The following is a 21173-nucleotide window of genomic DNA, read 5'->3' as shown; positions in this document are numbered from 1 at the left end:
TCAAGCTGCTGACGGATCAGCAGAAGTGTGTGGTGGTTCCCAGGGGTCAGGACGTCCGGGAAGTCAGCCAGATAGTGAAGGCGATAATGACGCCGAGGCCGGCAACCCAAACAAACAGGCCTTCTGCCACCGGGCCCAGGGATCCGAGGTCTGCTCCGCCCGGCGAGCCGGTGGTTTCGATCTGCTTGAGGAAGGTGATGATGTCCCGCTTGCCTTCGGGGGTGATGTTCGAATCACTGAACACAGGCATGTTCTGGGGGCCGGTGGCCATGGCTTCGTAGATGTGCTTGCCGGATACGTCTGCCAGCGCGGGTGCGAACTTGCCGCGGGTCAGCGCGCCGCCGGCGGCTGCTGCGTTGTGGCACATGGCGCAGTTGGTGCGGAACAGCTCGCCGCCTTCCGCTGCGTCGCCGCCTTCGTCGAGCAGGCCTTCTTCAGGGACCGCCGGGCCGGCACCCAGGGAAGCAACATAGGCTGAAAGCTGCCGGGTCTGCTCATCGTTGAACTGCACGGGCTTCTTCATGGCCTGGGGGCCGTTCATCTGCATCGGCATGCGGCCGGTGCCCACCTGGAAGTCAACGGCTGCTGCACCAACGCCAACCAGCGAAGGACCAGCTTGGCTTCCGCTGGCACCCATCCCGTGGCAGGTAGCGCAGTTCGCTGCAAACAGCTTGCCGCCCTCTTCCACGTCATTGGCGCTGTAGGAAGTGCTGGAGGCCTTGGCCTCGTTGACTGTGGTAGCCGCGGCGTATACCCCACCCGTGATGAGGAGCCCCATCAGGAGCAGCGCTAGTGCTGCTAGTGGGTGACGCCGCTTTTGTGAGAGTGCCTTCACGTGGTGGTTCCTTTATTCGATCCTGCGCCGGCTCCGGGAGCCGCTACCTGAAATTCTGCCTCTTGTAGAAAAAGAATCAAAGCTGGCTACTTGAGTACGTAGATGACCAGGAAGAGGCCGATCCACACGACGTCCACGAAGTGCCAGTAGTACGAGGTGACAATCGCTGAGGTCGCTTCAAAATGCCCGAACTTCTTCGCGGCGAAGGACCGGCCCATGATGAGCAGGAAGGCGATGAGGCCGCCGATGACGTGGAGGCCGTGGAAGCCGGTGGTCATATAGAAGGCGGAGCCGTAGGCGTTGGAGGACAGCGAGACGTGCTCAGAGACCAGCATGGCGTATTCCGTGGTCTGTCCGGCAACGAAGAATGCGCCCATGAGGAACGTCAGGGTGAACCATTCGTTCATTCCCCAGCGGGCGAACTGGAAAGCGCCCCCGGTCCGGCGCGGCTGGAGCCGTTCGGCCGCGAAGACGCCCATCTGGCAAGTAAAGGAACTTGCCACGAGGACGATGGTGTTGACGAGCGCAAAGGGGAAGTTGAGCTTGGCTGTCTCATCGGCCCACATCTGCGCACTCGTGGAGCGCAGCGTGAAGTACATGGCGAAGAGACCGGCGAAGAACATCAACTCGCTGGACAGCCACACAACGGTTCCAACGGAAACCATGTTCGGGCGGTTCAGCGTGGGGTGCGCCGGGGTACTGGGGGCATGGGTCGCAGATGTCACATAGACATTATGTCTGTAAAACTCCGTGCTGCCCAACGCAAACCGCCTTTTCGGGGGACTTTTTCTACAAAGACGCGAAATCGCCCGGAAAAGTTCCTGGAGGGGTTCACATTGGTCACGCCCCGGCAACGCTCGATAGCATCAGGAGGTGACTTCACAGGTTTCCGCACCGTCCGGCAATTCTTGGCCCCGCCTGATCTCCGCCTTGATCGGCGGTGCTGACCTGACAGCGGACAACACCTCCTGGGCGATGGACACCATCATGTCGGGGGAGGCCACGCCCGCCCAGATTGCCGGATTCCTGGTGGCGCTCAGCTCCAAAGGCGAAACAGTTGAGGAGCTTTCGGGCCTGGTGGCGGCCATGCTTGCCCATGCCAGGCCTGTGAGCATCTCCGGCGAGAAGCTGGACATCGTGGGCACCGGCGGAGACCAGTTGAACACGGTGAATATCTCCACGATGGCAGCCCTTGTCGCGGCGGGGGCCGGTGCCAAGGTGGTCAAGCATGGCAACCGGGCCGCGTCGTCGTCGTCCGGCTCTGCAGACGTACTCGAAGCCTTGGGCGTGCGGCTCGACCTGACCATCGAGGAGGTGGCGCGCAACGCCGAAGAGGCCGGAATCACGTTCTGCTTTGCGCAGGTGTTCCACCCCTCATTCCGCCACACCGCCGTTCCCCGGCGCGAGCTGGCTATTCCCACCGCTTTCAACTTCCTCGGCCCCCTCACCAACCCTGCCAACGTGCAGGCCTCAGCGGTCGGCGTCGCAAACGCCAGGATGGCGCCGCTGGTAGCCGGCGTGCTGGCGCAGCGGGGGAGCAGGGGCCTGGTATTCCGCGGCAACGACGGCCTGGACGAGCTCACCACCACGGGTCCGTCCACAGTGTGGGAGATCCGTGATGGCCGGGTGACAGAGCTGACTTTCTCTCCGGAGGACCTGGGCATCCGCCTTGCCACCGTGGAACAGCTGCGGGGTGGAAACGCAGAGGTAAACGCAGCCGTTGTCCGCGAGGTCCTCGCCGGCAAGGCAGGCCCGGCCAGGGACGCCGTCCTGGTCAATGCGGCGGCCGGGCTGGTGGCCTTCGACGAATCGGCCGAGGGCCCCTTCCTTGACCGGATGCGGAAGGCTTTTGCCCGCGCTGCCGAATCCATTGATACCGGGGCCGCCGCAGCCGTCCTTGGGAAGTGGGTCTCGCTCACCGCCCGGTGAGCAAGGTCAGTTCCCTACTGGCTACTGCTCAAAGCCCAGCGAGAACGCCGCGTCCAGGTCGTGCTGCGAATATGCGCGGAAGGCAATGTGGGTTGTGGTGTGGACCACGGCAGGGACCTTGGAAAGCCTGTCCGCGATGACGTCCGCCAGATCCTCGTGCCGGTGGACCCGGGCCACGGCAATGAGATCCCATTCTCCGGTTACGGAATAAACCTCGCTGATCCCCTCGATCGAGGAGATTTCCTCGGCAGTTTCAGGGATGCGGGCAGCGTCGGTCTTGATCAGGACAAATGCAGTGATCACGTTGAACCCTTCCGGATCTGTTGCGCCGTAGCAGTGCCCGGCAAGCTTCTGCTGCCAGCCTATTACATTGGCAGTCGCGCGCGGCCGGATCGTCGTGTCCCGTCCTGTTCAGGCACGGCGGCGGCGCCTGAACCCCGCCAGCAGCAAGCGGTAGCCAAGCAGCAGGACCCCCAGGCTGACCAAAGCCACTATGACAAACGGGAGCACCACGGTCTGGCCGGTCAGGGCGCGCAGCACCATCCCTCCCGCCACGCTGCCGAGCCAAACGGCGAGGCCGGTGCGCCGTAGCGAGAGGGGTTGCCGCCATGCCCTCGCAATGATCCATCCCAGCGCAGCACCCGCCAGGAACGGCCAGGCGGTCAGGAGCACACCGGTCACCACTTCGCCGCGCTGGTGGGCGTCACGTCCGACGGCGGCGAACACCAGGATCATGGCGGCGTCGGTCGCCGCCGCTGCCAGAGTCAGGCGGAAGGCGGACGGATTTGCGGTCTTCATGTTGCGGGAAGTCATGGATCCGAGCTTAACGCCGGCCGTTGTGTGACGTGGACCGCGGCATTAGGCTCAAGCCGGAAGGGAGCCACCATGCCACGAAAGATCGGGACCTGCCTCTGGTTCGAAAACCAGGCGGAAGAGGCGGCACAGTTCTACACTTCGGTTTTCGACGATTCAAGAATCCTCAACGTTTCGCGGTTCGGTGAGGGCGGACCGGGCGCGGCAGGCGAAGCAATCGCCGTCGACTTTGAACTCGAAGGAAGGGGGTTCACTGCCCTGAATGGTGCCCGGGGATCCACCTTCACTGAGGCTGTTTCGTTCGTGGTGGACTGCGAGGACCAGTCCGCGGTGGACCGGTACTGGGCAGCCCTGACCGACGGCGGCTCAGAAAGCCAGTGCGGTTGGCTAAAGGACCGTTTCGGTTTGTCCTGGCAGGTCATACCCTCAATCCTGCCGTCCTTGATCGCGGGACCCGACCCCCACGGATCTCAGCGGGCCATGCAGGCCATGCTGGGGATGCGCAAGCTGGACATCGCCGAACTGCAGAAAGCCTATGACGGGTGACCTTGCCGGGAAATCCGCAGTAATCTCCGGTCGGCCTGCGCTGCCGAAGTATCTGCCGGAGGCCCTGTGAACAAGCCACTGTGGATCTGTTGCCTCGTTGGCGGTGCTGTTGGAATTACCCTTGGGCTCGCGGTTTTTGACAGTCCGTTGCTTGGTTTTGCACTGGGACTTGGGATCGGGGCCGTGGTTGGCGCCGGGATCGGGTCCAGGCGCTAGATTCCGTCCGCGTTGCCTCCGCTTCGGAGAGGGACCTCTCCCTTAGGAAGTATGGGGATGGCCCCATTGACAGGACCGACCGTCCTGAGGATGCTCATTCGTACCATCCATCACACGTTTTGCTGAACCGAAATCAGGTTCCCATGGGCGCCGACGGCTATGGAGAATTGAAACTGGAACTGCTCGGGTCCTGGCGTCTCTGCCGGGACGGCGTGGTTGTGCACGTTGCGACGCGTCAGCAGCGGCTGATTGCGGCGCTGGCCATCAAGGGTCCGCTTCTCCGTAACTACCTCGTCGGCTTGTTATGGCCCGAGTATCCGGATTCCAAGGCGTTGGAGAGCCTGCGCGTCAGTGTGCATCTGATTTCCCGCCAAGTGCCCGGGCTGATCGTCAATGAGGGCCGGATGCTGTACCTCAGCGACGACGTGGATGTCGACCTAAGGCGGGTCCGGCTTCAGGCCAGGGCCCTGGGCGGCGCAGGGCTGCAGGCCGACCCTGCATCCCTGCTGGACGGACTACATGACGCGCAGCTGCTTCCCGGCTGGTACGAGGACTGGATGATGGTTGAACAGAGCCGGTTGCAGCAGGACCGCTTACGGGCTTACGTAGCCGTCGCTTCGCATGCACTTGCCGTGGGGGACACCGGTACGGCAGAGGCAGCCGCCGAGGCGGCGGTGGAGATCGAGCCGCTCTATGAAACTGCCGTCAGTCTCCTTATCCAGGCTGAATTGCAGCACGGCAATCCCGCCGCCGCGCTCAGGGCTTACGAACGCTACCGGAAGCAGCTTGGGGAAGACATGGGTCTACTGCCTTCGGAATCGGTCAGCGGGCTTCTCACGGGGCCCCTCGAGCGCCGGCCAGGTTTGGGGACGGAACGGTCAGTTCCGCCCGGTCACCCCTGGCTGAGCGGCCAGCCAGCGCTTGACCACGCTTAGGACCTCCGCGGGGTCGGCTGTGGCCACGGTGCTTTGAGTGCTGCTGGGAGTCTGTCCGTAGGTTATCCTCGCGCGGAACCCCTGTGGGTGGCCGGGCTCCTGCCAGGTTCGAATGACCATGAAGCCGGCGGAGGGGGGCTCCTGCTCTGGTCCCTGGTCGCCCGCGGGCTCGGACCAATGGTGGTCTTGCATCACCGCGGTCACCTCTCCCGTCCTGGCTCAATGATTGTGGGAAGGTCCAGGCTTCTGCCGCGCCGATCCCTTGGCCGCCAGAGGTGCCCTCCATTGAATGGAGGCCTTCCTCTTGGTTCCTTTGATCTTGGTGGAGGAAAATCAGGAGTTGGCTCGCGTTTCCGAAATATTGACGCAAGATTAGTCCTGCCCGGCGGGGCTCCCGCCCCCGTACACCGCTGAGCCGTTAACCCCCACGGCACCGGCACTGGGACCCGCGGGGCGCGGCGGAGGAACCGGCAGCAGTAACGCTGCGGTAACGCCGCGGATGGTCCAATCGGCCAAGACCCGTACGCTGCAAGGCGCACGGCAGAGTCCTGATCTGTTGCCTAAGGAGGGACAGTATGGGGTTCCCTGGCGACGACGGCCGGCTGCCCGTGATCTACGTCCGGGGTTTCGCCGGAACAGGCACCGCCGTCAATACCGCCGTCGATGACCCGTTCTACGGCTTCAGTCAGGGCTCTGTGCACGTCAGGGCTGACAGCAATGGCCGGGCGAAGTTCCACCAGTTCGAGTCTCCGATGCTGCGGCTGGTGAGCGACCATAAGTACGAGGTCCCTGTTCACGGTGACCAATGGGCCTTTCTGAACAGCGCGGACGCCGGCTCGGTGAACCCGGCGTCGGTGTGGATCCACCGCTTCTACGACGTGTCAGCAGATACCTTTGGCGCGGACCCGGAAAACTTCTCCTTCGAGGATGCGGCACGCGACCTGTTCAAGCTGATCAAGCTTGTGCTGGAGAAGACCGGCGCGCCCAAGGTCTTCCTGGTGGCCCATTCCATGGGCGGGCTGATCTGCCGCTCGCTTCTGCAACGGGTCATCCCGGAAAGCCTCGCCGGGCAGGACGGCAATGTAGACGCCGCCGCGGGAGCCGGATTTGTTGCCAGGGTCTTTACCTACGCAACGCCGCACGGTGGAATCCGTTTCGCCATCGGTTTTGGCCTGCTGGAGAAGATTCGCGACGCCACGGGGCTCCAGGGCGCGGATATTTTTGGCCCTGACCGGATGTACGAGTACCTGACCCCTCCTGCCCTCAGGAGGACGCTGACGCGCGACCAATTCATCGCAACCGAGATGCCCGAGGAGGGCTTCCCGGTGGACGAATTGTTCTGCCTCGTCGGTTCCAATCCGGAGGACTACGATGTGGCCCTGGGTCTGTCCTCCAAGGCGGTGGGTGCCCGCAGTGACGGGCTGGTCCAGATCGACAACGCTGCAGTCCGGGGCGCGCCGCTGGCCGTAGTGCACCGCAGCCACAGCGGACGGTACGGAATCGTCAACTCGGAGGAGGGCTACCAGAACCTCCAGCGCTTCCTCTTCGGCGACCTTAAGGTCGAGGTGGAGCTGGTCGGCTTCACGGTCGGCAGGGACGCTCCTGCCGACGTCGAATTCCAGCTTGACGTCGCGCTGGCCATCAGGGGACTGCCGGTCATGGTCCACGAGCAGAGTGCGTCCCACTTCTGTCCGGTACAGATTGAGCACTGGCGGGAAGGGGACCCCATCGATTCTCCGGTTCCGCTGCTGACGACTTTCCTTTCCTCCAAGGCGCCACGGCCGCGTGTCGGCGGCAGGGTGGTACCCCGGCTTCGTCATGCGCTCCGGCTCCGGCTGATGTCCATCAGGGAGAAGGAGGGACACTTCTTCTTTGACGACCACCTGGAGCAGACCGAGGACTGGCAGGACACCCTGGTGGTTGACATCGAACCTCCCGCAAAAGACCGGCCGCTGCCGAGGGCATGGGCTGCCTGGAACAGCGTGATCCCGACGGCCCTTCGGGACTGGGAGCCGGGGGAGAGGGACCAGTTGAAGGACATAGACCCTACCGTTCACCGCTGGAGCGGACGCATAGACGTCCCGGAGGCCTCCCGGGACCTGCTGGGACGGCATGCAGGGATCAACCTCACCGTGACCCCGAGAACCCTTTCATTCTGAGACCGACCGCTTCAGCCGCAGGGGAGGGGTGCAGTTCCGAACGCACTGGTGCCTGCCGTCCGCGAGGGCGGGATGCCAGAATTGTGCCAGAAGCAGGTAGGGGCTTTCGTGGACAGGAGGTGACGGTGGGCGGTTACACCTTCGTCGTGGTCAACGGGGCTGAGTGGCGGTTCGACCGCGAAGGCGTCTTCGGAGCACTGCGGCGCGACCACATCGGACAGCCTCTCGAGCGCCGCGGTAGACGGCTGGCGCGAGTCGGCTACTCGGACGCCTGGGATGTAGGGCTCAGCGATGACCTCACCGCGTTCGTGATCAGCGCTCCGCCCGCGCCGATGATCGAATTGGTGGCCTGGGTGCGGGCCTTCGTGCCGGCGGACGTGGACCTGCTGCTCTTCGAAGACCAGCTTGCCTTCGATCCAGTTTTGCTGCCTCCTGGCATCACGCCTGAGCAGGTGCGGAGCCGGTTCTTCCCCGATGCCTGGAGGGTGGAACAGTTGGGTGCGCCGGGGCCTCCGGTGCTGGCCGAACGCCTGGGGTCGACGAAGCCGCCCAAAGTTCCATGAAGCCCAACCCACGGAATTATCCGAACGTGAAGCAGGGCGTGCATCTCCCCATGGCAGATGGACTCGACTCTACTTGACATAATGTAGATTATCGGCGTTCTGTTAAGGTCCTGGAAGAGTGGGTCCACCAGGCCGGGCGCATCCGCCCGGATCGGACAACTCCGCAGGTCACCGGGCCGCCCACCGTTGCCTTATTCCAAGGGCTCGCTAAGAATGAACCAATGACGGTCTACGTGCGTTCACTTGAAACTGCAGTTCCGAAAACGATGCTGATCCAATCCGAAGCCCGGGATGTTTTTGCGGCCCAGCCTGGCCTGTCCAGGCTTGGTTCCCGGCTGGTGAACACGTGCTTCGATTCAGCGGCCATTGACACCCGCTTTACCGCCGTCGAGGAACTGACCAACGAATTCCGCTCGGACGATCCGCAGTTCTACGACCCCGCCACCGGCCTCCTCCTGAACCCCGGCACCAAAGCCCGGAATGAGATCTTCGGCCGGGAAGCCACCAAGCTCTTCGTCGAAGCCGCCCGTTCCGCCGTCAACGCCTGCCCGGAACTCAATTTACTTGACATAACTCACCTGGTGACAGTCTCCTGCACGGGATTCTTCAACCCGGGGCCCGACTACAAAATCGTGCGGGAGCTCGGCCTGGATCCAGCGGTCCAGCGCTACCACCTCGGCTTCATGGGCTGCTACGCGGCCTTTCCCGCGCTGCGCGCAGCAAAGCTGTTCTGCGAAGCGGACCCCAACGCCGTTGTCCTGGTGGTCTGCGCCGAACTGTGCTCGCTGCACGTCCGTACCTCCAACGACCCCGACACCATCATGGGGTCAGCACTTTTCGCCGATGGTGCGGCAGCCGCCGTCGTCACTGCCCGGCAAGGCGCCGAAGACCACGCGCTGATGCAGCTGGACCATTTTGAAACAGTCCTCACCCCCGTCGGCGAGGACTCCATGGCCTGGAACATTGGCGACCACGGATTCGAAATGGTCCTGGGCAACTACGTCCCGCACATCATCGACGACCACATCGTCGGGGCACTGGCGCCCCTCCTGGCGCGGGAACCGGAACTGGCAGCACTCCCCTATTCCTCCATCCGCCACTGGGCCATCCACCCGGGCGGCCGCAGCATCCTCGACAAAGTCGAGTCCAGGCTCGGCCTCACGCAGGAACAGCTGGTTCCGGCCCGCGAGGTCCTCCGCAATTACGGCAACATGAGCAGCGCTACCGTCCTGTTCGTCATCAAGCACATCCTGGAACAGGACCCGGAGCCGGGTGACGAACGGATCTGCTCCATGGCCTTCGGCCCCGGCCTCACTGTGGAAACGGCGGTCTTCACGAAACTGCGGCAAGCGCCGCGCACCACCCGGCCGGCGCACAACTCTCCAGAGGAACAGGTGCAGGAGGGGCTGCCGGTGGAAGCGCCGGTGGCCTGATCCCCGTGGATCTCCTGCTGCGGCGGCGCGCCGCCTGGGCGGTGGAAATCATGGACCTGCCCGACTGCGACCCGCAGGCCCTGGACAACACGTACCGCCAGTTCGCTGTCATAAACCGGATGCTCTCCGGATGGCGCCGGCTGTATGTGCGCGAGCTGCGTCCTTTCCTGGCCGGCAGCTCCCGGCCCGTGACGCTCCTTGACATTGGCTCAGGCGGAGGGGATCTCCCAACCCTGCTGTGGCGCTGGGCCGCGCGCGACCACCTCGCCCTGCACATCACGGGCATCGATCCCGATCCCCGGGCCGCCGCCTTCGCTAAGCGGCGCCCCGAAGTCCCGGGGCTCACTTTCCGGCAGGCCCACAGCGCCGATCTGGTGAGCGAGGGCAGGCAGTACGACTTCGTGATTTCCAACCATGTCCTGCACCACCTTGCTGAGGCACAACTCCAGGAACTGCTGGCGCATTCGCAAGTTCTGGCCGAAAGGGCCGTGCTGCACAACGATCTCCGCCGCAGCCCGGTTGCCTATGCCCTTTTCAGTGCCGCCGCCCTGCCCTTCCGGCATTCATTCATCCGCGCGGACGGGCTCACGTCCATCCGGCGCAGCTATTCGCGCCGGGAACTGGCGGCCGTCGCTCCCCCCGGCTGGGTGGTCAGGCCGAGCAGCGCCTTCCACCAGGTCCTCGCTTTTTCGAGGGACTGACGTGGAAACAGACGTGGTCATCGTCGGCGGCGGCCCGGTGGGCCTCTACCTGGCGGCTTCCCTGCTCCAGGAGGGCGTCTCCGTACGGCTCCTCGAGCAGCGGACGGAACGCAATATCCACACCCGCGCCATCGGGATCCATCCTCCCGCCCTCGAGGCGCTGGACGGCGTCCACCTGGCCGATGCCATGGTGCGGGAGGGCGTGCCGATCCGTGCGGGCATGGCCCTCAGCGGCGGGAGGACCGTGGGCACCATGTCCTTCGCAGGCGTTTCGGAGGACTTTCCGTTCGTGCTGGCCCTCCCCCAGTACCGGACGGAACAACTCCTCGAGGAACGCGTCGTTGCCCTCGACAGCCGGGCCATCGTCAGGGGCGTGCGCGTCACAGGAGTGAACGACGACGGCGCTTCGGCCGCCGTCGTCGTCGAACCTTCCAGCGACGCAACGGCAGGGGGCGGCAGCTTTGAAGCGTCAATTGTGGTCGCCGCCGACGGCGCAAGGTCACGGCTGCGCGATGCCGTCCGTATGCCCGTCCGCACCAAGGCCTATCCGGACCACTACCTGATGGGCGACTTCGCCGACTCCGGACGCCATGGGCAGATGGCTGTCCTCTTCCTCGAGCCGGAGGGGATCGTAGAATCCTTTCCGCTCCCGGGCGGGCTGCGGCGTTGGGTGGTACGGCTCGGCCAGCCCGCGGAAGGAGCCGACGCCGGCCGGCTGGCACGCCTGGTCCTGCGGCGGACGGGAATCCTCCCTGACGTGCGGACCAACACCATGCTGAGCGCCTTCAGCGTCCGCTCCACAATGGCCCGGCGCATCGTGGCCGGGCGTGTAGTGCTGGTGGGCGACGCCGCCCACGAAATCAGCCCGATCGGCGGCCAGGGCATGAACCTTGGCTGGCTGGACGCCCAGGCCCTGGCTCCCGTGGTTCGGGAGGCTGTGGCGGGAAATCCAGTGGCCGGGCGGCTGAAGGCATTCGACGCCGGGCGGCGACGTGCCGCTGTGATCGCGCGGCGCCAGTCCGAAGTGAACATGCTGCTGGGACGTCCGCTGCCTGCGCCGCTCCTTAGGTTTCGCAACCTTGCCATCGGAGGGGCCGCTTCAATCCCGGCTATGAACCGGTGGACGGCCCGGCGCTTCACCATGCAGTAGGGCCGGGAACGCTCGGACATGGCGCCCGGCGGGAGTCAGCGGAAGTAGCAGTCGTAGCTGTCCTGGCTCACGATTTTTCCGTCAGCAACCTCAAAAACCGACGACGTCCGGGCCCGGATGGTTTCCCCCCGGTCCCAGAAGCGGAGGTCCATCCGGACCGTCGCTGACCAGTCTGCCTCCACGGCCACCCTTCCGCCTTCACAGGTGGTGCGCCTGATATGGAACTTCTGGTCCGAGACCACCTCGGAGCTCTGGTCCGCGCCGGCAAGGACCGAAGCGAGCGTGCGGGTGGAGCCTTCCGGAGCCAGGAGGTGCGGTGCTTCCACCAGCACGAAGGTGTCCGCCAGGAAAGGCCTGATCTCAGCGGCCCCTCCGCCTGCTTCCAGAACCCGGATGAATCCGAGGACCCGATCCAACGGGGAGATGCTCAGGGAAGGGTCTTCAGCCATGGAAACGACACTAACCCACTGCGGCCGGGAGGATGACGGAGGCCAGTAGGCTTTCCTCATGAACCCCATCCCGCCGGAGACCACCGCCAGCGATGAACAGATCCGGGAAACCGTGGAGCGGATCCTTTCGGCCGGAACGCTCCCGCCAATCGTGCAGGCCGGCCACCCCGCACTTCGACAGCGCGCCGCCGCCCTTGACGGTCAACTCTCCTCCGACCAGCTGGAGCGCCTCATCGCCCTCATGCGGCAGGTTATGCACGAGGCCCCCGGAGTGGGACTGGCGGCGCCGCAGCTCGGCATCCCCCTCCAAATCGCGGTCGTCGAGGACCAGTTCGACGTCGATCCGGAGGCCGCTGCGCTGCGCAAGCGACGTCCATTGGAGTTCCTGGCACTCCTAAACCCCCGGTACACGCCGCTGGGAACGGAGTATGCCTCCTTTTACGAGGGCTGCCTCTCCCTGAACGGGCTCCAGGCAGTGGTGACCCGACCCGAAAACGTCCTGCTGGACTTCCAGGCACCCGATGGCTCACCGGTGCAGCGGGAGTTCGCAGGCTGGCAGGCCCGGATCGTGCAGCACGAAACCGACCACCTGAACGGTGTCCTGTACGTGGACCGGGCCCAGCTGCGGTCGCTCAGCAGCAACGCGGAGTACGCCGCGCACTGGGCGGAACCGGGGATCAGCAAGGCTCGGGCAGGGCTCGGGTTCGATACCGGCCCGGTCAGCGTCGCCGGCTCATAGCCGGACCCATCCGGGGCGCCGGGCGGGCCGCCCTAAGATGGTGGCTATGCCCGCTCCCAAGCTTCCCCTGCTGTGCCCTGTGTGCTTCCAGCCGCTGGAGCCGGCGGGACCGCATCCCTCCGGCCACGGCCGCCTTCTTTGCGGCTCTTCCCACAGCTTCGACGCCGCCAGGCAGGGGTACTTCAACCTGCTGGTGGGAAAAGGCACCGCGTTCGAAGCGGACACCGCGGAGATGGTGGAGGCCCGCTTCAACTTCCTGGGGAAGGGGCACTACCTGCCGCTGGCAGAGGCGGTGGCAGCCGCCGTCGTCCCATCCCTGCCCCGGGACCACGCCGTCGTCCTGGACTCAGGAACCGGCACGGGACACTACCTGCGCGTTCTGCTTGATGCGGCGGCGGCCAACGGCCGGGAGGTGGCCGCCCTTGGCCTCGACATCTCGAAATTCGCCCTGCGGCGCGCTGCGCGGCTCAACCCGGAGGCGGTAAACCTCGCCTGGGACGTATGGCAGCCGTTGCCGGTGAAGGACAACTCGGTTGACGCGCTCACGGTTATTTTCGCGCCCCGGAACGCCCCGGAGTTCGCACGCGTGCTGCGGCCAGCGGGCCTGCTGGCCGTGGTGACACCCCGGTCCGGTCATCTCGCCTCCATTGCGGAGCCGGCCGGCATGCTCGGTATCGAAGAAGGCAAGGAGAACCGTTTGGCCGGGGCAATGGAGCCGCACTTCACGATCGAAAGCGCCCGGGACATCGACTTCCCCCTTGCGCTAACCCGCCAGGAGGCAGCAGACCTTGCGTTCATGGGACCGGCGGGGCATCACAGCGACCGCACCGCCATCGCCGCCCGGCTGGAGGGCCAGCCGGAGCCCGTCCTGGCCGAAGCGCGGTTCCGCCTCACAGTCTTCCGCCCCGCGACGGCCCGGACGCAGTAACGACTTGGCCACTATCCCCGCCAACTCCCGGCGGCCCGCCCATAGGAAGGCTGCCAGCATTAGGATGGAAGAACAGTTGCTGGAGGGTCCGCGGTAGCGGCTCCCCGTAGCGAAGGGGGAGCATGTTGTTTGAATGGTTGGGCGAAAACTGGTGGGCACTGTGGCTCACCGCTTTCCTCGCCTTTGCAGTGATCGAGATGATCACCCTTGACCTGTTTTTCATCATGCTCGGCGGAGGAACCCTCGCCGCCCTGGTGGCTGATTTCGCCGGCGCTGACCTCTGGCTGCAGATTGTGGTTTTCTGCGTCGTCTCCCTGCTTATGATCGCCTTTGTCCGGCCGGTGGCCCTGTCCCACTTGAAGAAGGGTCCGTCCGAGCAGCGCACCAATGTTGACCGGCTGATCGGTGAACAGGCCGTGGTCATGGAACCCGTCTCCTCAGACGGCGGCCTGGTCAAAATCGGCGGCGATATCTGGAGCGCCCGCTCAGCGGCAGGAGTCCTTCCCGCCGGCCAAAAAGTTGTGGTGGCCGCCATAGACGGAGCCACCGCCGTGGTTTCGGCAGCATCCGAACCCGACACCAAGTCCTGATACAGCCTGATCAATTGGGGAAGAAGGAAATGTATGAATAACGCAGGAGGAGCCGCACTCGCCATTGTGCTGGTGGTCCTGATCGTGTTTGTGATTATTGTCCTGGTCCGGGCGGTCCGGATCATTCCACAGGCACGGGCTGGTGTTGTTGAAAGGCTGGGCAAATACCAGCGGACGCTCAATCCGGGACTGACCATCCTTATTCCCTTCGTTGACCGGCTCCTGCCGCTGCTGGACCTGCGCGAGCAGGTGGTCTCCTTCCCGCCGCAGCCTGTCATCACCGAGGACAACCTGGTGGTCTCCATCGATACCGTGGTGTATTTCCAGGTCACGGACCCGCGCGCCGCCACGTACGAGATCGCCAACTACATCCAGGCCGTGGAGCAGCTGACCACCACCACGCTGCGCAACGTGGTGGGCGGGCTGAACCTCGAGGAGGCGCTCACGTCCCGGGACCAGATCAACGGACAGTTGCGCGGCGTCCTGGACGAGGCCACGGGCCGCTGGGGCATCCGGGTTTCCCGCGTGGAACTGAAGGCAATCGATCCGCCCCACTCCATCCAGGACTCGATGGAGAAGCAGATGCGCGCCGAGCGCGACCGGCGCGCGGCCATCCTGACGGCCGAAGGAACCAAGCAGTCAGCGATTCTCACCGCTGAGGGCCAGCGGCAGGCCTCCATCCTGAAAGCGGAAGGTGATGCGAAGGCGGCCATCCTCCGTGCCGACGGCGAAGCCCAGGCCATCCAGAAGGTCTTCGACGCCATCCACAAGGGCAATCCGGACCAGAAGCTGCTGGCCTACCAGTACCTGCAGACACTGCCCAAGCTGGCGGAGGGCTCCTCCAACAAGCTGTGGATCATTCCCAGTGAAGTCGGCGAAGCACTCAAGGGAATCGGCAACGCCCTGGGCGGGACCACCCCGGAATCCGCCGGCGGCCTGTTCGACGAAGTCGGGGCCAAACCGTCGGAGCCTTAGGCGCTACGGCCGGAGGACCGGCTGACGGTCCTTGCCGGTTACGAGGAGGGGTCCGTGCTGAACGGACCCCTCTTTTGGCTGTTCCGGCCTTACGCCGGTATAATTGTGTATTTGTCCGGCTGGAGCAGATCCGCTGGAACAACAAAGCTTCGCGATGCGTTGAATCTAGAGATGCAGCACAGAGCACACAGTAGTCCGATGGTACGTGTTTACCGTCGGCCGGCGCGGTGTTGTACACCGCGAATCGACCAGAGGGAGAAATCATGAGCGATCGCAGCCTGCGGGGCATGCGCCTTGGTGCACAGAGCATGGAGACCGAGTCCGGAGTAGAGCCGGCTCCGCGCCAGCGTGTCGAGTACCGGTGCGAGGACGGCGAGCAGGTCTTCGTCACCTTCTCCTCAGAGGCGGAAATCCCCCCGGTGTGGGTTTCCAAAACCGGCAAGGAAGCGCTCCTGGTTGATGGCGAACGGCCCGACACCAGCAACGACAAAGCTGTCCGTACCCACTGGGACATGCTCCTGGAACGCCGCTCGCTGCCCGAGCTTGAGCAGATCCTCGAAGACCGGCTGACCATCCTGCGCGAACGCCGCGGAGAACGGCGCTCCGCCTAAGGAATCCAGCCCGGGGCTTGAACCAAAGGGGCTGTCCCTGCACTTTGTGCAGGGACAGCCCCTTCCTTGTTTAATTCGGCTTCTACGCGCTGTGCTGCAGCGGCTACGGCTGCCGCGCCGGTGTCTTCTTGCCGGTCAGGGCGTGCCAGCGGGCCTGCAGGCCCCACTTGGTGACGTTGACCATGGCTTCGAGCACGATGTTGCCGCTCATCTTGGAGGCGCCGAGTTCCCGCTCAACAAAAGTGATGGGCCGTTCCTCAATCCGGAGCCCCATGCGGGCCACCCGGAACGCGAGGTCCACCTGGAAGCCGTAGCCAACCGAGTCCACCTGGTCCAGGTTGAGCTTTTCCAGCGTGGTCCTGCGGAACGCGCGGTAGCCGCCCGTGACGTCCTTGATCTTCAGACCCAGCATGAGGCGGGCATAGGTGCTGCCCACCCTGGAAATGGCCTGGCGGTAGAGGGGCCAGTTGACGACGCTGCCGCCGGGAACCCACCGGGAGCCCATGGCAAGGTCGGCGCCCTGTTCAACGGCTTCCAGCAGCTGGGGAAGCTGCTCGGGCTGGTGGGAACCGTCAGCGTCCATTTCAACCAGGACGTCATATCCGGCGTCCAGACCCCACCGGAAGCCGGCAATGTACGCGGCGCCCAAGCCTTCCTTGCCCTTGCGGTGCAGGACGTGCACCTGGGAATCCTCGGCAGCGAAACGGTCCGCGAGCTGGCCGGTGCCGTCAGGGCTGTTGTCATCCACCACCAACACGTCCGACGCCGGAACCGCCGCGCGAAGCCGCTGGAGGGTCTTGGGCAGCGATTCCAGCTCGTTGTAGGTGGGAATGATCGTGAGGACGCGCACAGAGGGCCTTTCCTGGGGGAAACGGTCAGAGCGCCCGGCCGCAATCGGGGTCGCAGCAGGCGCAACTACCAATTATAGGGTGGCGGCAGCCGGGTCAGGACCGGAGCGCTGGACTTGCGAAAATTTCGATGCCGTTCCTGACCGTTTGCAGGCACACCGGATCAGTGCCGGTGTCCAGGGCAGGCAGCAGCGGTGTCCGCGCCCTCGGGTCGGTGCTCCAGGACTGGACGCGGCCGTCCGCCACCTGGACCATCAGTTCCTCGACCTCCCAGACGGCGAAACTGGCAGGAGCTCCGGGCACGAGCTGTCCCGCCATGGGGTCGGAATATCTGGCGGCGCGCCAGCCTGCCCGGGTGTGGCCCAGGAAGGCTGCGCGGGCCGAAATCCGCTCATCCTGGTTGTGGTGCTCCAGGCAGGCGCGGACACTGGACCAGGGCCGCAGGGGCGTCACTGGGCTGTCGCTGCCGAAGCACACCGGAACCCCGGCCGCGAAGAGCCTGGCAAAGGGGTTCATTGACCGGCTCCGCTCCCCCAGCCTTTGTTCGTACAGCCCTCCGGGGCCGCCCCAGGCAGCGTCGAACGCCGGCTGGGCGCTGACTGTAACCGCGTACCGGGCCAGGGTTTCGACGGCGGCGGCGTCCACCATCTCCACGTGTTCAAGGCGGTGGCCTGCGGCACGCACCCGCTGCTCACCCACTTCACGTGCTGCCAGCTCGAGGGCGGCCAGCGCGGTGTCCAGCCCGGCGTCCCCAATAACATGGAATCCGCCTTGGACTCCGGCAAGGGAGCATGCAGCAAGGTGCGCTGCAGCTTCATCAACAGTCAGATACAGGCTCCCCTGCTCGCCCGGCGCGTCCCTGTACCCGGACCTTAGGGCGGCCGTCCGCGATCCGATGGAGCCGTCGATGTTGAGGTCGCCGGCCAGCCCCCGCACGCCAAAGCCAAACTGGTCCAGGAGGCTGCGGGCATGTTCTTCGGAGGACGCCAGTTCCCCCCAGTAGGGAAGGACTTCAGGGACGCAGGCGCTTTCAGGGCCGCCATCGTTCCATCCGGCGGCAAGCCGCAGGTCCTCTGCGCCGCCGATATGCGGTGCGCCCATTTCCGCAACGGCCACGTAGCCGTTCGCCGCCGCTTCGGACAATGCGCGGCCCTGGTGGCGCCGCAACTCGTCGTGCGGCAGCCGCCGGGTAGCCTGTCGGGCGGCCGTGTGCGCTGCCCGGCGGACCCTCGCCCCGCCGTCGAACCCGTCCAGCTCCCGGACGCCCGCCGCGTGGGCCAGGGACCCGGACACCAGCGCGGAGTGCACGTCCACCCGCGAGAGGTATACGTGCCGCCCGGCGGACGCCCGTTCCAGTTCCTCGGCGGTTGGCAGGGTGTCATCCGCCCAGGTGGTCTCATCCCAGCCGTGGCCCAGCACAGGTCCTGTGCCGGGGACGCCGGCTACGGCGTCCAGCAGTTCCTTGGCTGAACGGATTCCGCCCAGCTGCAGTGAGTCCAGCGCGATGCCGGTCTCAGTCAGGTGGATATGCGAGTCCACAAAGCCCGGCGCCACGAGGGCGCCCCGGAGATCGATGATCTCCATTGAACTGTCAGCGATGGATGAGGCTGCCTGTTCGGATCCCACCCAGGCAACCGTGCCGCCGTCAACCACCATGGCCGTGGCAAAAGGGTCTGCCGCGGTGTAGACGGACCCGTTCCGGTAGAGGACAGTCTTAGCTCGGGCAGCGGGCAGCGGTTCAGGCTGGGACATGCGGGGCAGTGCTCCTGGAGTTGGTGTGGGCCGGTGGGTGGCCGGCGAGGCTTGTCAGAGTACGGAAGAATAGGCTACGACGCCGCGGCGGATCAGCGAGATGGCTTCGGCACAGAGCCGGGCAAGGCGCGGTTCCAGGCCGGGAATCTTTGCGAGCTGGTCCAAGAGGTCGACAACCTGCTTCACCCACCGGACAAAGTCACCGGCTGCCAGGTCCGTGCCGCTCAGGACGTCCTGCAGGTGGCGGCCACGGGCCCACTTGTAGATCGGCCAGACGAGCCCCAGTTCGGGTTCGCCGGTCAGCGGAAGCTTGTTCTCCTCTTCCACGTCCTCCAAGGCAGACCACTCGCGGACGACGATATCCACCGACGTCTCAAGGGAAATACTGGGCATCCGCGGCCGGAGCCCCCGGTCCTCCCTTTTCGCCTGGTACACCAGCACACTGGCCAGTGCTGCAACTTCCACGGCATCCAGATCGTCAAACGCGCCCAGCCGCAGGGACTGGGAAATGAGGAGGTCCTTCTCCCCGTAAATCCGCCGCAGCCGCTGGCCATCGGGACTGATGCCCAGCCGGCCGTCGGCAGCCGGCTCCAGATACCCGTACGCGGTCAGGACGTCGCACACACGGTCAAAGGTCTTGGCGATCGTGTTGGTCCGGCCCTGGATCTGGCGCACCAGCCCGTCGGTTTCCCGCCGCAGCTTCCACCAGCGTTCGGACCAGCGGGCGTGGTCCTCCCGTTCGCTGCAGCCGTGGCACGGGTGGGCCCGGAGGACGCGGCGGAGGTCGGCGATGCGCTTTTCCTGGTTGGGCAGGGCCGTGGCAAGGCCGAAATCGTGGTTGCGGGTGTTGCCCGGGGCGGGCGGCCGGTTCTCCCGCAACGCGTTCCGGGCCGAGGACGCGAGATCACGGCGGGATTTGGGCACCTTGGCATTGAAGGACTTGGGAATGCGGATGCGCGTCACCGGCGCGATGGGGCCTTCCAGGTCATCGGTTCCGATTCTCCGCAACTGGTTGTCCAGCGTCAGGACCGCAGGCCGCGGCTCGCGGCTGGTGTGGTCCGAACTGAGCACAATGGCCGGGCCGGGCGCCCTGCCCCCGGGCACCTCCACCACGTCCCCCGGCAACAGGCGGGCCAGGGAATCGTCGCTGAGTGATTTCCGGGCGCGGGACTTGGTACGCGAACCGGCGTTTTCGGCGTCGGAGAGTTCCCTCCGCAGCCGCGCGTACTCGGTAAAGTCGCCCAAATGGCAGGTCATCGACTTGGCATACCCGGCCAGCGATTCCTCCCGGCTGCGCACCTGCCTGGCAAGCCCCACCACCGAACGATCAGCCTGGAACTGGGCAAAGGAGGACTCAAGGATTTCGCGGGCCCGGGCCCGGCCGAACTGGGCCAGGAGGTTGATGCTCATGTTGTACGTGGGCCGGAAGCTCGAGTTCAAGGGGTAGGTGCGCCGGGACGCCAGGCCGGCGACCGCCGTCGGGTCCGTACCGGGCTGCCACAGCACCACTGCATGGCCTTCGACGTCGATGCCGCGGCGGCCCGCACGGCCGGTCAGCTGCGTATACTCACCGGCGGTGATGTCCACATGGGCTTCACCGTTGAACTTATCCAGCTTTTCCAGCACCACGGAGCGGGCAGGCATGTTGACGCCCAGGGCCAGGGTTTCCGTGGCGAAAACCGCTTTGACCAGGCCGTCGGCGAAGAGTTTCTCCACCACTTCCTTGAAAGTGGGCAGCATGCCGGCATGGTGGGCGGCGAAGCCCCGGATCAGTCCGTCACGCCAGGTCCAGAAGCCCAGGATATCGAGGTCGTCCGGCGGGATGTCCTGGCCGGCTTCGTCAACGCGCTGGGCGATGATCCGCTGTTCTTTCTCCGTGGTGAGCCACAGCCCGGAGCCGACGCACTGTGCCACGGCAGCGTCACAGCCGGCCCTTGAGAAAATGAAGGTAATGGCAGGGAGCAGGTCCATGCGGTCCAGGCTTGCGATGACCTGGGGGCGGCTGGCGGGGCGAACGCCACGTTCGTCGCCGCGGCCGGGACGGTCGTTGCCGCGCCGCCCGCGCTGGCCGCGTCCGCCGGGCCCGCCCTGGCGGCTGCGGAAACTCTGCTGGATTTCGCTGCGCGCTACCTTGAGGAGGTCGGGATTGACGTCGACGCCGCGGCCCTTTGCGCTGTCCTTCGACGAAACCGGCTGCGTCTCCCCCTGGTCCACCGGCGGCGCAATTTCGTCGAAGCTGGTTTCTCCGGCGAACAAGTCCATGATCTGGCGGCCAACCATCACGTGCTGCCAGAGAGGTACCGGCCGGTGCTCGGAGACGATGATGTCAGTATCACCGCGGACGGTGTCCAGCCAGGCTCCGAACTCCTCGGCGTTCGAGACGGTGGCGCTGAGTGAGACCACCTGCACCTCGCTGGGGAGATGGATGATCACTTCCTCCCAGACGGCACCCCGGAACCTGTCGGCCAGGTAATGCACCTCGTCCATCACCACATAGCCGAGGTCGTCCAATGTTGCCGAATCCGCGTACAGCATGTTCCGCAGGACTTCCGTGGTCATGACGACGACGGGGGCGTCACCGTTGATGCTGGTGTCGCCGGTGAGGAGGCCAACATTCCGGGCGCCGTATTTTTCAGAAAGTTCGGTGAACTTCTGGTTGCTCAAAGCCTTGATGGGGGTTGTGTAAAACGCCTTCAGGCCCCGCTGAAGCGCCAGGTAGATGGCGAATTCACCGACGATGGTCTTGCCGGCGCCTGTGGGGGCCGCCACCAGCACTCCCCTGCCCCCCTGGAGGGAGCGGCATGACTGCCGCTGGAAGTCGTCCAGTTCGAAGTCCAGGGTACGGACGAAGGCTCCGAGGTATGTCGCCGCTTCGGCCCTGCGCTCGGCGCTGGCACGGTACCGCTCGGCAGGAGAGAGCTCTTCAGTGTCGGTGGGCCCGGCAGGGAACGGTCCAATGGAAGAAGGCCCGGTGTTGGAGGACATACCCCAAGCCTAACGG

21 protein-coding genes are annotated in these 21173 nt (G+C 65.2%); 13 read left to right on the top strand and 8 right to left on the bottom strand.

Annotated elements, in window-relative coordinates; genetic code table 11:
* Window positions 1-46: 46 nt before the first annotated feature.
* Together qcrC and ctaE are read right to left on the bottom strand one after the other, a co-directional pair.
* On the bottom strand, window positions 47-835 hold the full coding sequence (gene qcrC / locus ACQ3DC_RS08690; protein WP_321213577.1) for a cytochrome bc1 complex diheme cytochrome c subunit: 789 nt from the start codon (window positions 833-835) through the stop codon (window positions 47-49).
* 86 nt (window positions 836-921) lie between these two features.
* On the bottom strand, window positions 922-1560 hold the full coding sequence (ctaE, locus tag ACQ3DC_RS08685; RefSeq protein ID WP_323057139.1) for an aa3-type cytochrome oxidase subunit III: 639 nt from the start codon (window positions 1558-1560) through the stop codon (window positions 922-924).
* 148 nt (window positions 1561-1708) lie between these two features.
* Here ctaE and trpD point away from each other — a divergent pair, with 148 nt between their 5' ends.
* On the top strand, window positions 1709-2764 hold the full coding sequence (trpD, locus tag ACQ3DC_RS08680; protein ID WP_370460725.1) for an anthranilate phosphoribosyltransferase: 1056 nt from the start codon (window positions 1709-1711) through the stop codon (window positions 2762-2764).
* A gap of 21 nt (window positions 2765-2785) precedes the next feature.
* Here the strand turns inward: trpD and ACQ3DC_RS08675 are convergent, their stop codons facing one another.
* Both ACQ3DC_RS08675 and ACQ3DC_RS08670 read right to left on the bottom strand, forming a co-directional pair.
* Window positions 2786-3067 (bottom strand): Lrp/AsnC family transcriptional regulator, encoded by a 282-nt coding sequence (locus ACQ3DC_RS08675; RefSeq protein WP_321213574.1) that lies wholly within the window; start codon window positions 3065-3067, stop codon window positions 2786-2788.
* Window positions 3068-3175: 108 nt separating this feature from the next.
* On the bottom strand, window positions 3176-3577 hold the full coding sequence (locus ACQ3DC_RS08670) for a DUF3054 domain-containing protein (RefSeq protein ID WP_430752009.1): 402 nt from the start codon (window positions 3575-3577) through the stop codon (window positions 3176-3178).
* A 72-nt stretch (window positions 3578-3649) separates the two neighbouring features.
* Here ACQ3DC_RS08670 and ACQ3DC_RS08665 point away from each other — a divergent pair, with 72 nt between their 5' ends.
* The 7 genes from ACQ3DC_RS08665 (at window position 3650) to ACQ3DC_RS08635 (ending at window position 11280) form a co-directional block, all read left to right on the top strand.
* Window positions 3650-4123 carry a VOC family protein gene (locus ACQ3DC_RS08665; protein WP_321213572.1) on the top strand — a complete coding sequence of 158 codons (474 nt, stop codon included), beginning with the start codon at window positions 3650-3652 and terminating at the stop codon, window positions 4121-4123.
* 335 nt (window positions 4124-4458) lie between these two features.
* The gene (locus ACQ3DC_RS08660; RefSeq protein ID WP_430752008.1) at window positions 4459-5274 is read left to right on the top strand and encodes an AfsR/SARP family transcriptional regulator; all 816 of its coding nucleotides are present in this window, start codon (window positions 4459-4461) and stop codon (window positions 5272-5274) included.
* Between the two features lie 575 nt (window positions 5275-5849).
* Entirely contained in the window at window positions 5850-7433 is a 1584-nt protein-coding gene (locus ACQ3DC_RS08655) for an esterase/lipase family protein (RefSeq protein WP_430752007.1), read from the top strand.
* 125 nt (window positions 7434-7558) lie between these two features.
* Window positions 7559-7996 carry a hypothetical protein gene (locus ACQ3DC_RS08650; RefSeq protein WP_430752006.1) on the top strand — a complete coding sequence of 146 codons (438 nt, stop codon included), beginning with the start codon at window positions 7559-7561 and terminating at the stop codon, window positions 7994-7996.
* A 221-nt stretch (window positions 7997-8217) separates the two neighbouring features.
* The gene (locus tag ACQ3DC_RS08645; protein WP_421093061.1) at window positions 8218-9429 is read left to right on the top strand and encodes a type III polyketide synthase; all 1212 of its coding nucleotides are present in this window, start codon (window positions 8218-8220) and stop codon (window positions 9427-9429) included.
* A gap of 5 nt (window positions 9430-9434) precedes the next feature.
* Complete coding sequence (locus ACQ3DC_RS08640) at window positions 9435-10130, top strand: class I SAM-dependent methyltransferase (protein WP_430752005.1); 696 nt, start codon at window positions 9435-9437, stop codon at window positions 10128-10130.
* A 1-nt stretch (window position 10131) separates the two neighbouring features.
* Window positions 10132-11280 carry an FAD-dependent oxidoreductase gene (locus ACQ3DC_RS08635; RefSeq protein ID WP_430752004.1) on the top strand — a complete coding sequence of 383 codons (1149 nt, stop codon included), beginning with the start codon at window positions 10132-10134 and terminating at the stop codon, window positions 11278-11280.
* A gap of 35 nt (window positions 11281-11315) precedes the next feature.
* Here ACQ3DC_RS08635 and ACQ3DC_RS08630 read toward each other — a convergent pair whose 3' ends face one another.
* The gene (locus ACQ3DC_RS08630; RefSeq protein ID WP_430752003.1) at window positions 11316-11729 is read right to left on the bottom strand and encodes a nuclear transport factor 2 family protein; all 414 of its coding nucleotides are present in this window, start codon (window positions 11727-11729) and stop codon (window positions 11316-11318) included.
* Window positions 11730-11787: 58 nt separating this feature from the next.
* Between ACQ3DC_RS08630 and ACQ3DC_RS08625 the strand changes: the two genes are divergently transcribed.
* The 5 genes from ACQ3DC_RS08625 to ACQ3DC_RS08605 all read left to right on the top strand — a co-directional run bounded on the left by ACQ3DC_RS08625 (window position 11788) and on the right by ACQ3DC_RS08605 (window position 15572).
* Window positions 11788-12468: a peptide deformylase gene (locus ACQ3DC_RS08625; protein WP_321213567.1), complete on the top strand. Its 681-nt coding sequence runs from the start codon at window positions 11788-11790 to the stop codon at window positions 12466-12468.
* 46 nt (window positions 12469-12514) lie between these two features.
* A complete protein-coding gene (locus ACQ3DC_RS08620; RefSeq protein ID WP_430752002.1) occupies window positions 12515-13396 on the top strand; it encodes a putative RNA methyltransferase in 882 nt (293 codons plus the stop codon).
* Between the two features lie 125 nt (window positions 13397-13521).
* Window positions 13522-13986, top strand: coding sequence for an NfeD family protein (locus ACQ3DC_RS08615; protein ID WP_157242303.1), 465 nt, complete (start codon window positions 13522-13524; stop codon window positions 13984-13986).
* Window positions 13987-14019: 33 nt separating this feature from the next.
* Window positions 14020-14961, top strand: a complete 942-nt coding sequence (locus ACQ3DC_RS08610) for an SPFH domain-containing protein (RefSeq protein WP_421093065.1) — start codon at window positions 14020-14022, stop codon at window positions 14959-14961.
* Window positions 14962-15224: 263 nt separating this feature from the next.
* Window positions 15225-15572: an RNA polymerase-binding protein RbpA gene (locus tag ACQ3DC_RS08605; RefSeq protein WP_013600997.1), complete on the top strand. Its 348-nt coding sequence runs from the start codon at window positions 15225-15227 to the stop codon at window positions 15570-15572.
* Between the two features lie 103 nt (window positions 15573-15675).
* Here ACQ3DC_RS08605 and ACQ3DC_RS08600 read toward each other — a convergent pair whose 3' ends face one another.
* The 3 genes from ACQ3DC_RS08600 to ACQ3DC_RS08590 all read right to left on the bottom strand — a co-directional run bounded on the left by ACQ3DC_RS08600 (window position 15676) and on the right by ACQ3DC_RS08590 (window position 21157).
* Window positions 15676-16422, bottom strand: coding sequence for a polyprenol monophosphomannose synthase (locus tag ACQ3DC_RS08600; RefSeq protein WP_321213565.1), 747 nt, complete (start codon window positions 16420-16422; stop codon window positions 15676-15678).
* A gap of 94 nt (window positions 16423-16516) precedes the next feature.
* Window positions 16517-18172, bottom strand: coding sequence for an amidohydrolase (locus ACQ3DC_RS08595; RefSeq protein WP_430752001.1), 1656 nt, complete (start codon window positions 18170-18172; stop codon window positions 16517-16519).
* 54 nt (window positions 18173-18226) lie between these two features.
* Entirely contained in the window at window positions 18227-21157 is a 2931-nt protein-coding gene (locus ACQ3DC_RS08590; protein WP_430752000.1) for a DEAD/DEAH box helicase, read from the bottom strand.
* Window positions 21158-21173: the final 16 nt, after the last annotated feature.

The organism is Paenarthrobacter sp. NEAU-H11 (assembly GCF_050573415.1).
Lineage (GTDB): Bacteria > Actinomycetota > Actinomycetes > Actinomycetales > Micrococcaceae > Arthrobacter.
This window is presented reverse-complemented; position numbering and strand designations above follow the sequence as displayed.

What these genes read in the sequence shown, in the direction of transcription:
- ACQ3DC_RS08670 (WP_430752009.1), bottom strand. Translation starts at nt 3,577, where the DNA reads ATGACTTCCCGCAACATGAAGACCGCAAATCCGTCCGCCTTCCGCCTG.
- ACQ3DC_RS08665 (WP_321213572.1), top strand. Translation starts at nt 3,650, where the DNA reads ATGCCACGAAAGATCGGGACCTGCCTCTGGTTCGAAAACCAGGCGGAA.
- ACQ3DC_RS08655 (WP_430752007.1), top strand. Translation starts at nt 5,850, where the DNA reads ATGGGGTTCCCTGGCGACGACGGCCGGCTGCCCGTGATCTACGTCCGG.
- ACQ3DC_RS08645 (WP_421093061.1), top strand. Translation starts at nt 8,218, where the DNA reads ATGACGGTCTACGTGCGTTCACTTGAAACTGCAGTTCCGAAAACGATG.
- ACQ3DC_RS08630 (WP_430752003.1), bottom strand. Translation starts at nt 11,729, where the DNA reads ATGGCTGAAGACCCTTCCCTGAGCATCTCCCCGTTGGATCGGGTCCTC.
- ACQ3DC_RS08625 (WP_321213567.1), top strand. Translation starts at nt 11,788, where the DNA reads ATGAACCCCATCCCGCCGGAGACCACCGCCAGCGATGAACAGATCCGG.
- ACQ3DC_RS08620 (WP_430752002.1), top strand. Translation starts at nt 12,515, where the DNA reads ATGCCCGCTCCCAAGCTTCCCCTGCTGTGCCCTGTGTGCTTCCAGCCG.
- ACQ3DC_RS08610 (WP_421093065.1), top strand. Translation starts at nt 14,020, where the DNA reads ATGAATAACGCAGGAGGAGCCGCACTCGCCATTGTGCTGGTGGTCCTG.
- ACQ3DC_RS08605 (WP_013600997.1), top strand. Translation starts at nt 15,225, where the DNA reads ATGAGCGATCGCAGCCTGCGGGGCATGCGCCTTGGTGCACAGAGCATG.
- ACQ3DC_RS08595 (WP_430752001.1), bottom strand. Translation starts at nt 18,172, where the DNA reads ATGTCCCAGCCTGAACCGCTGCCCGCTGCCCGAGCTAAGACTGTCCTC.
- ACQ3DC_RS08590 (WP_430752000.1), bottom strand. Translation starts at nt 21,157, where the DNA reads ATGTCCTCCAACACCGGGCCTTCTTCCATTGGACCGTTCCCTGCCGGG.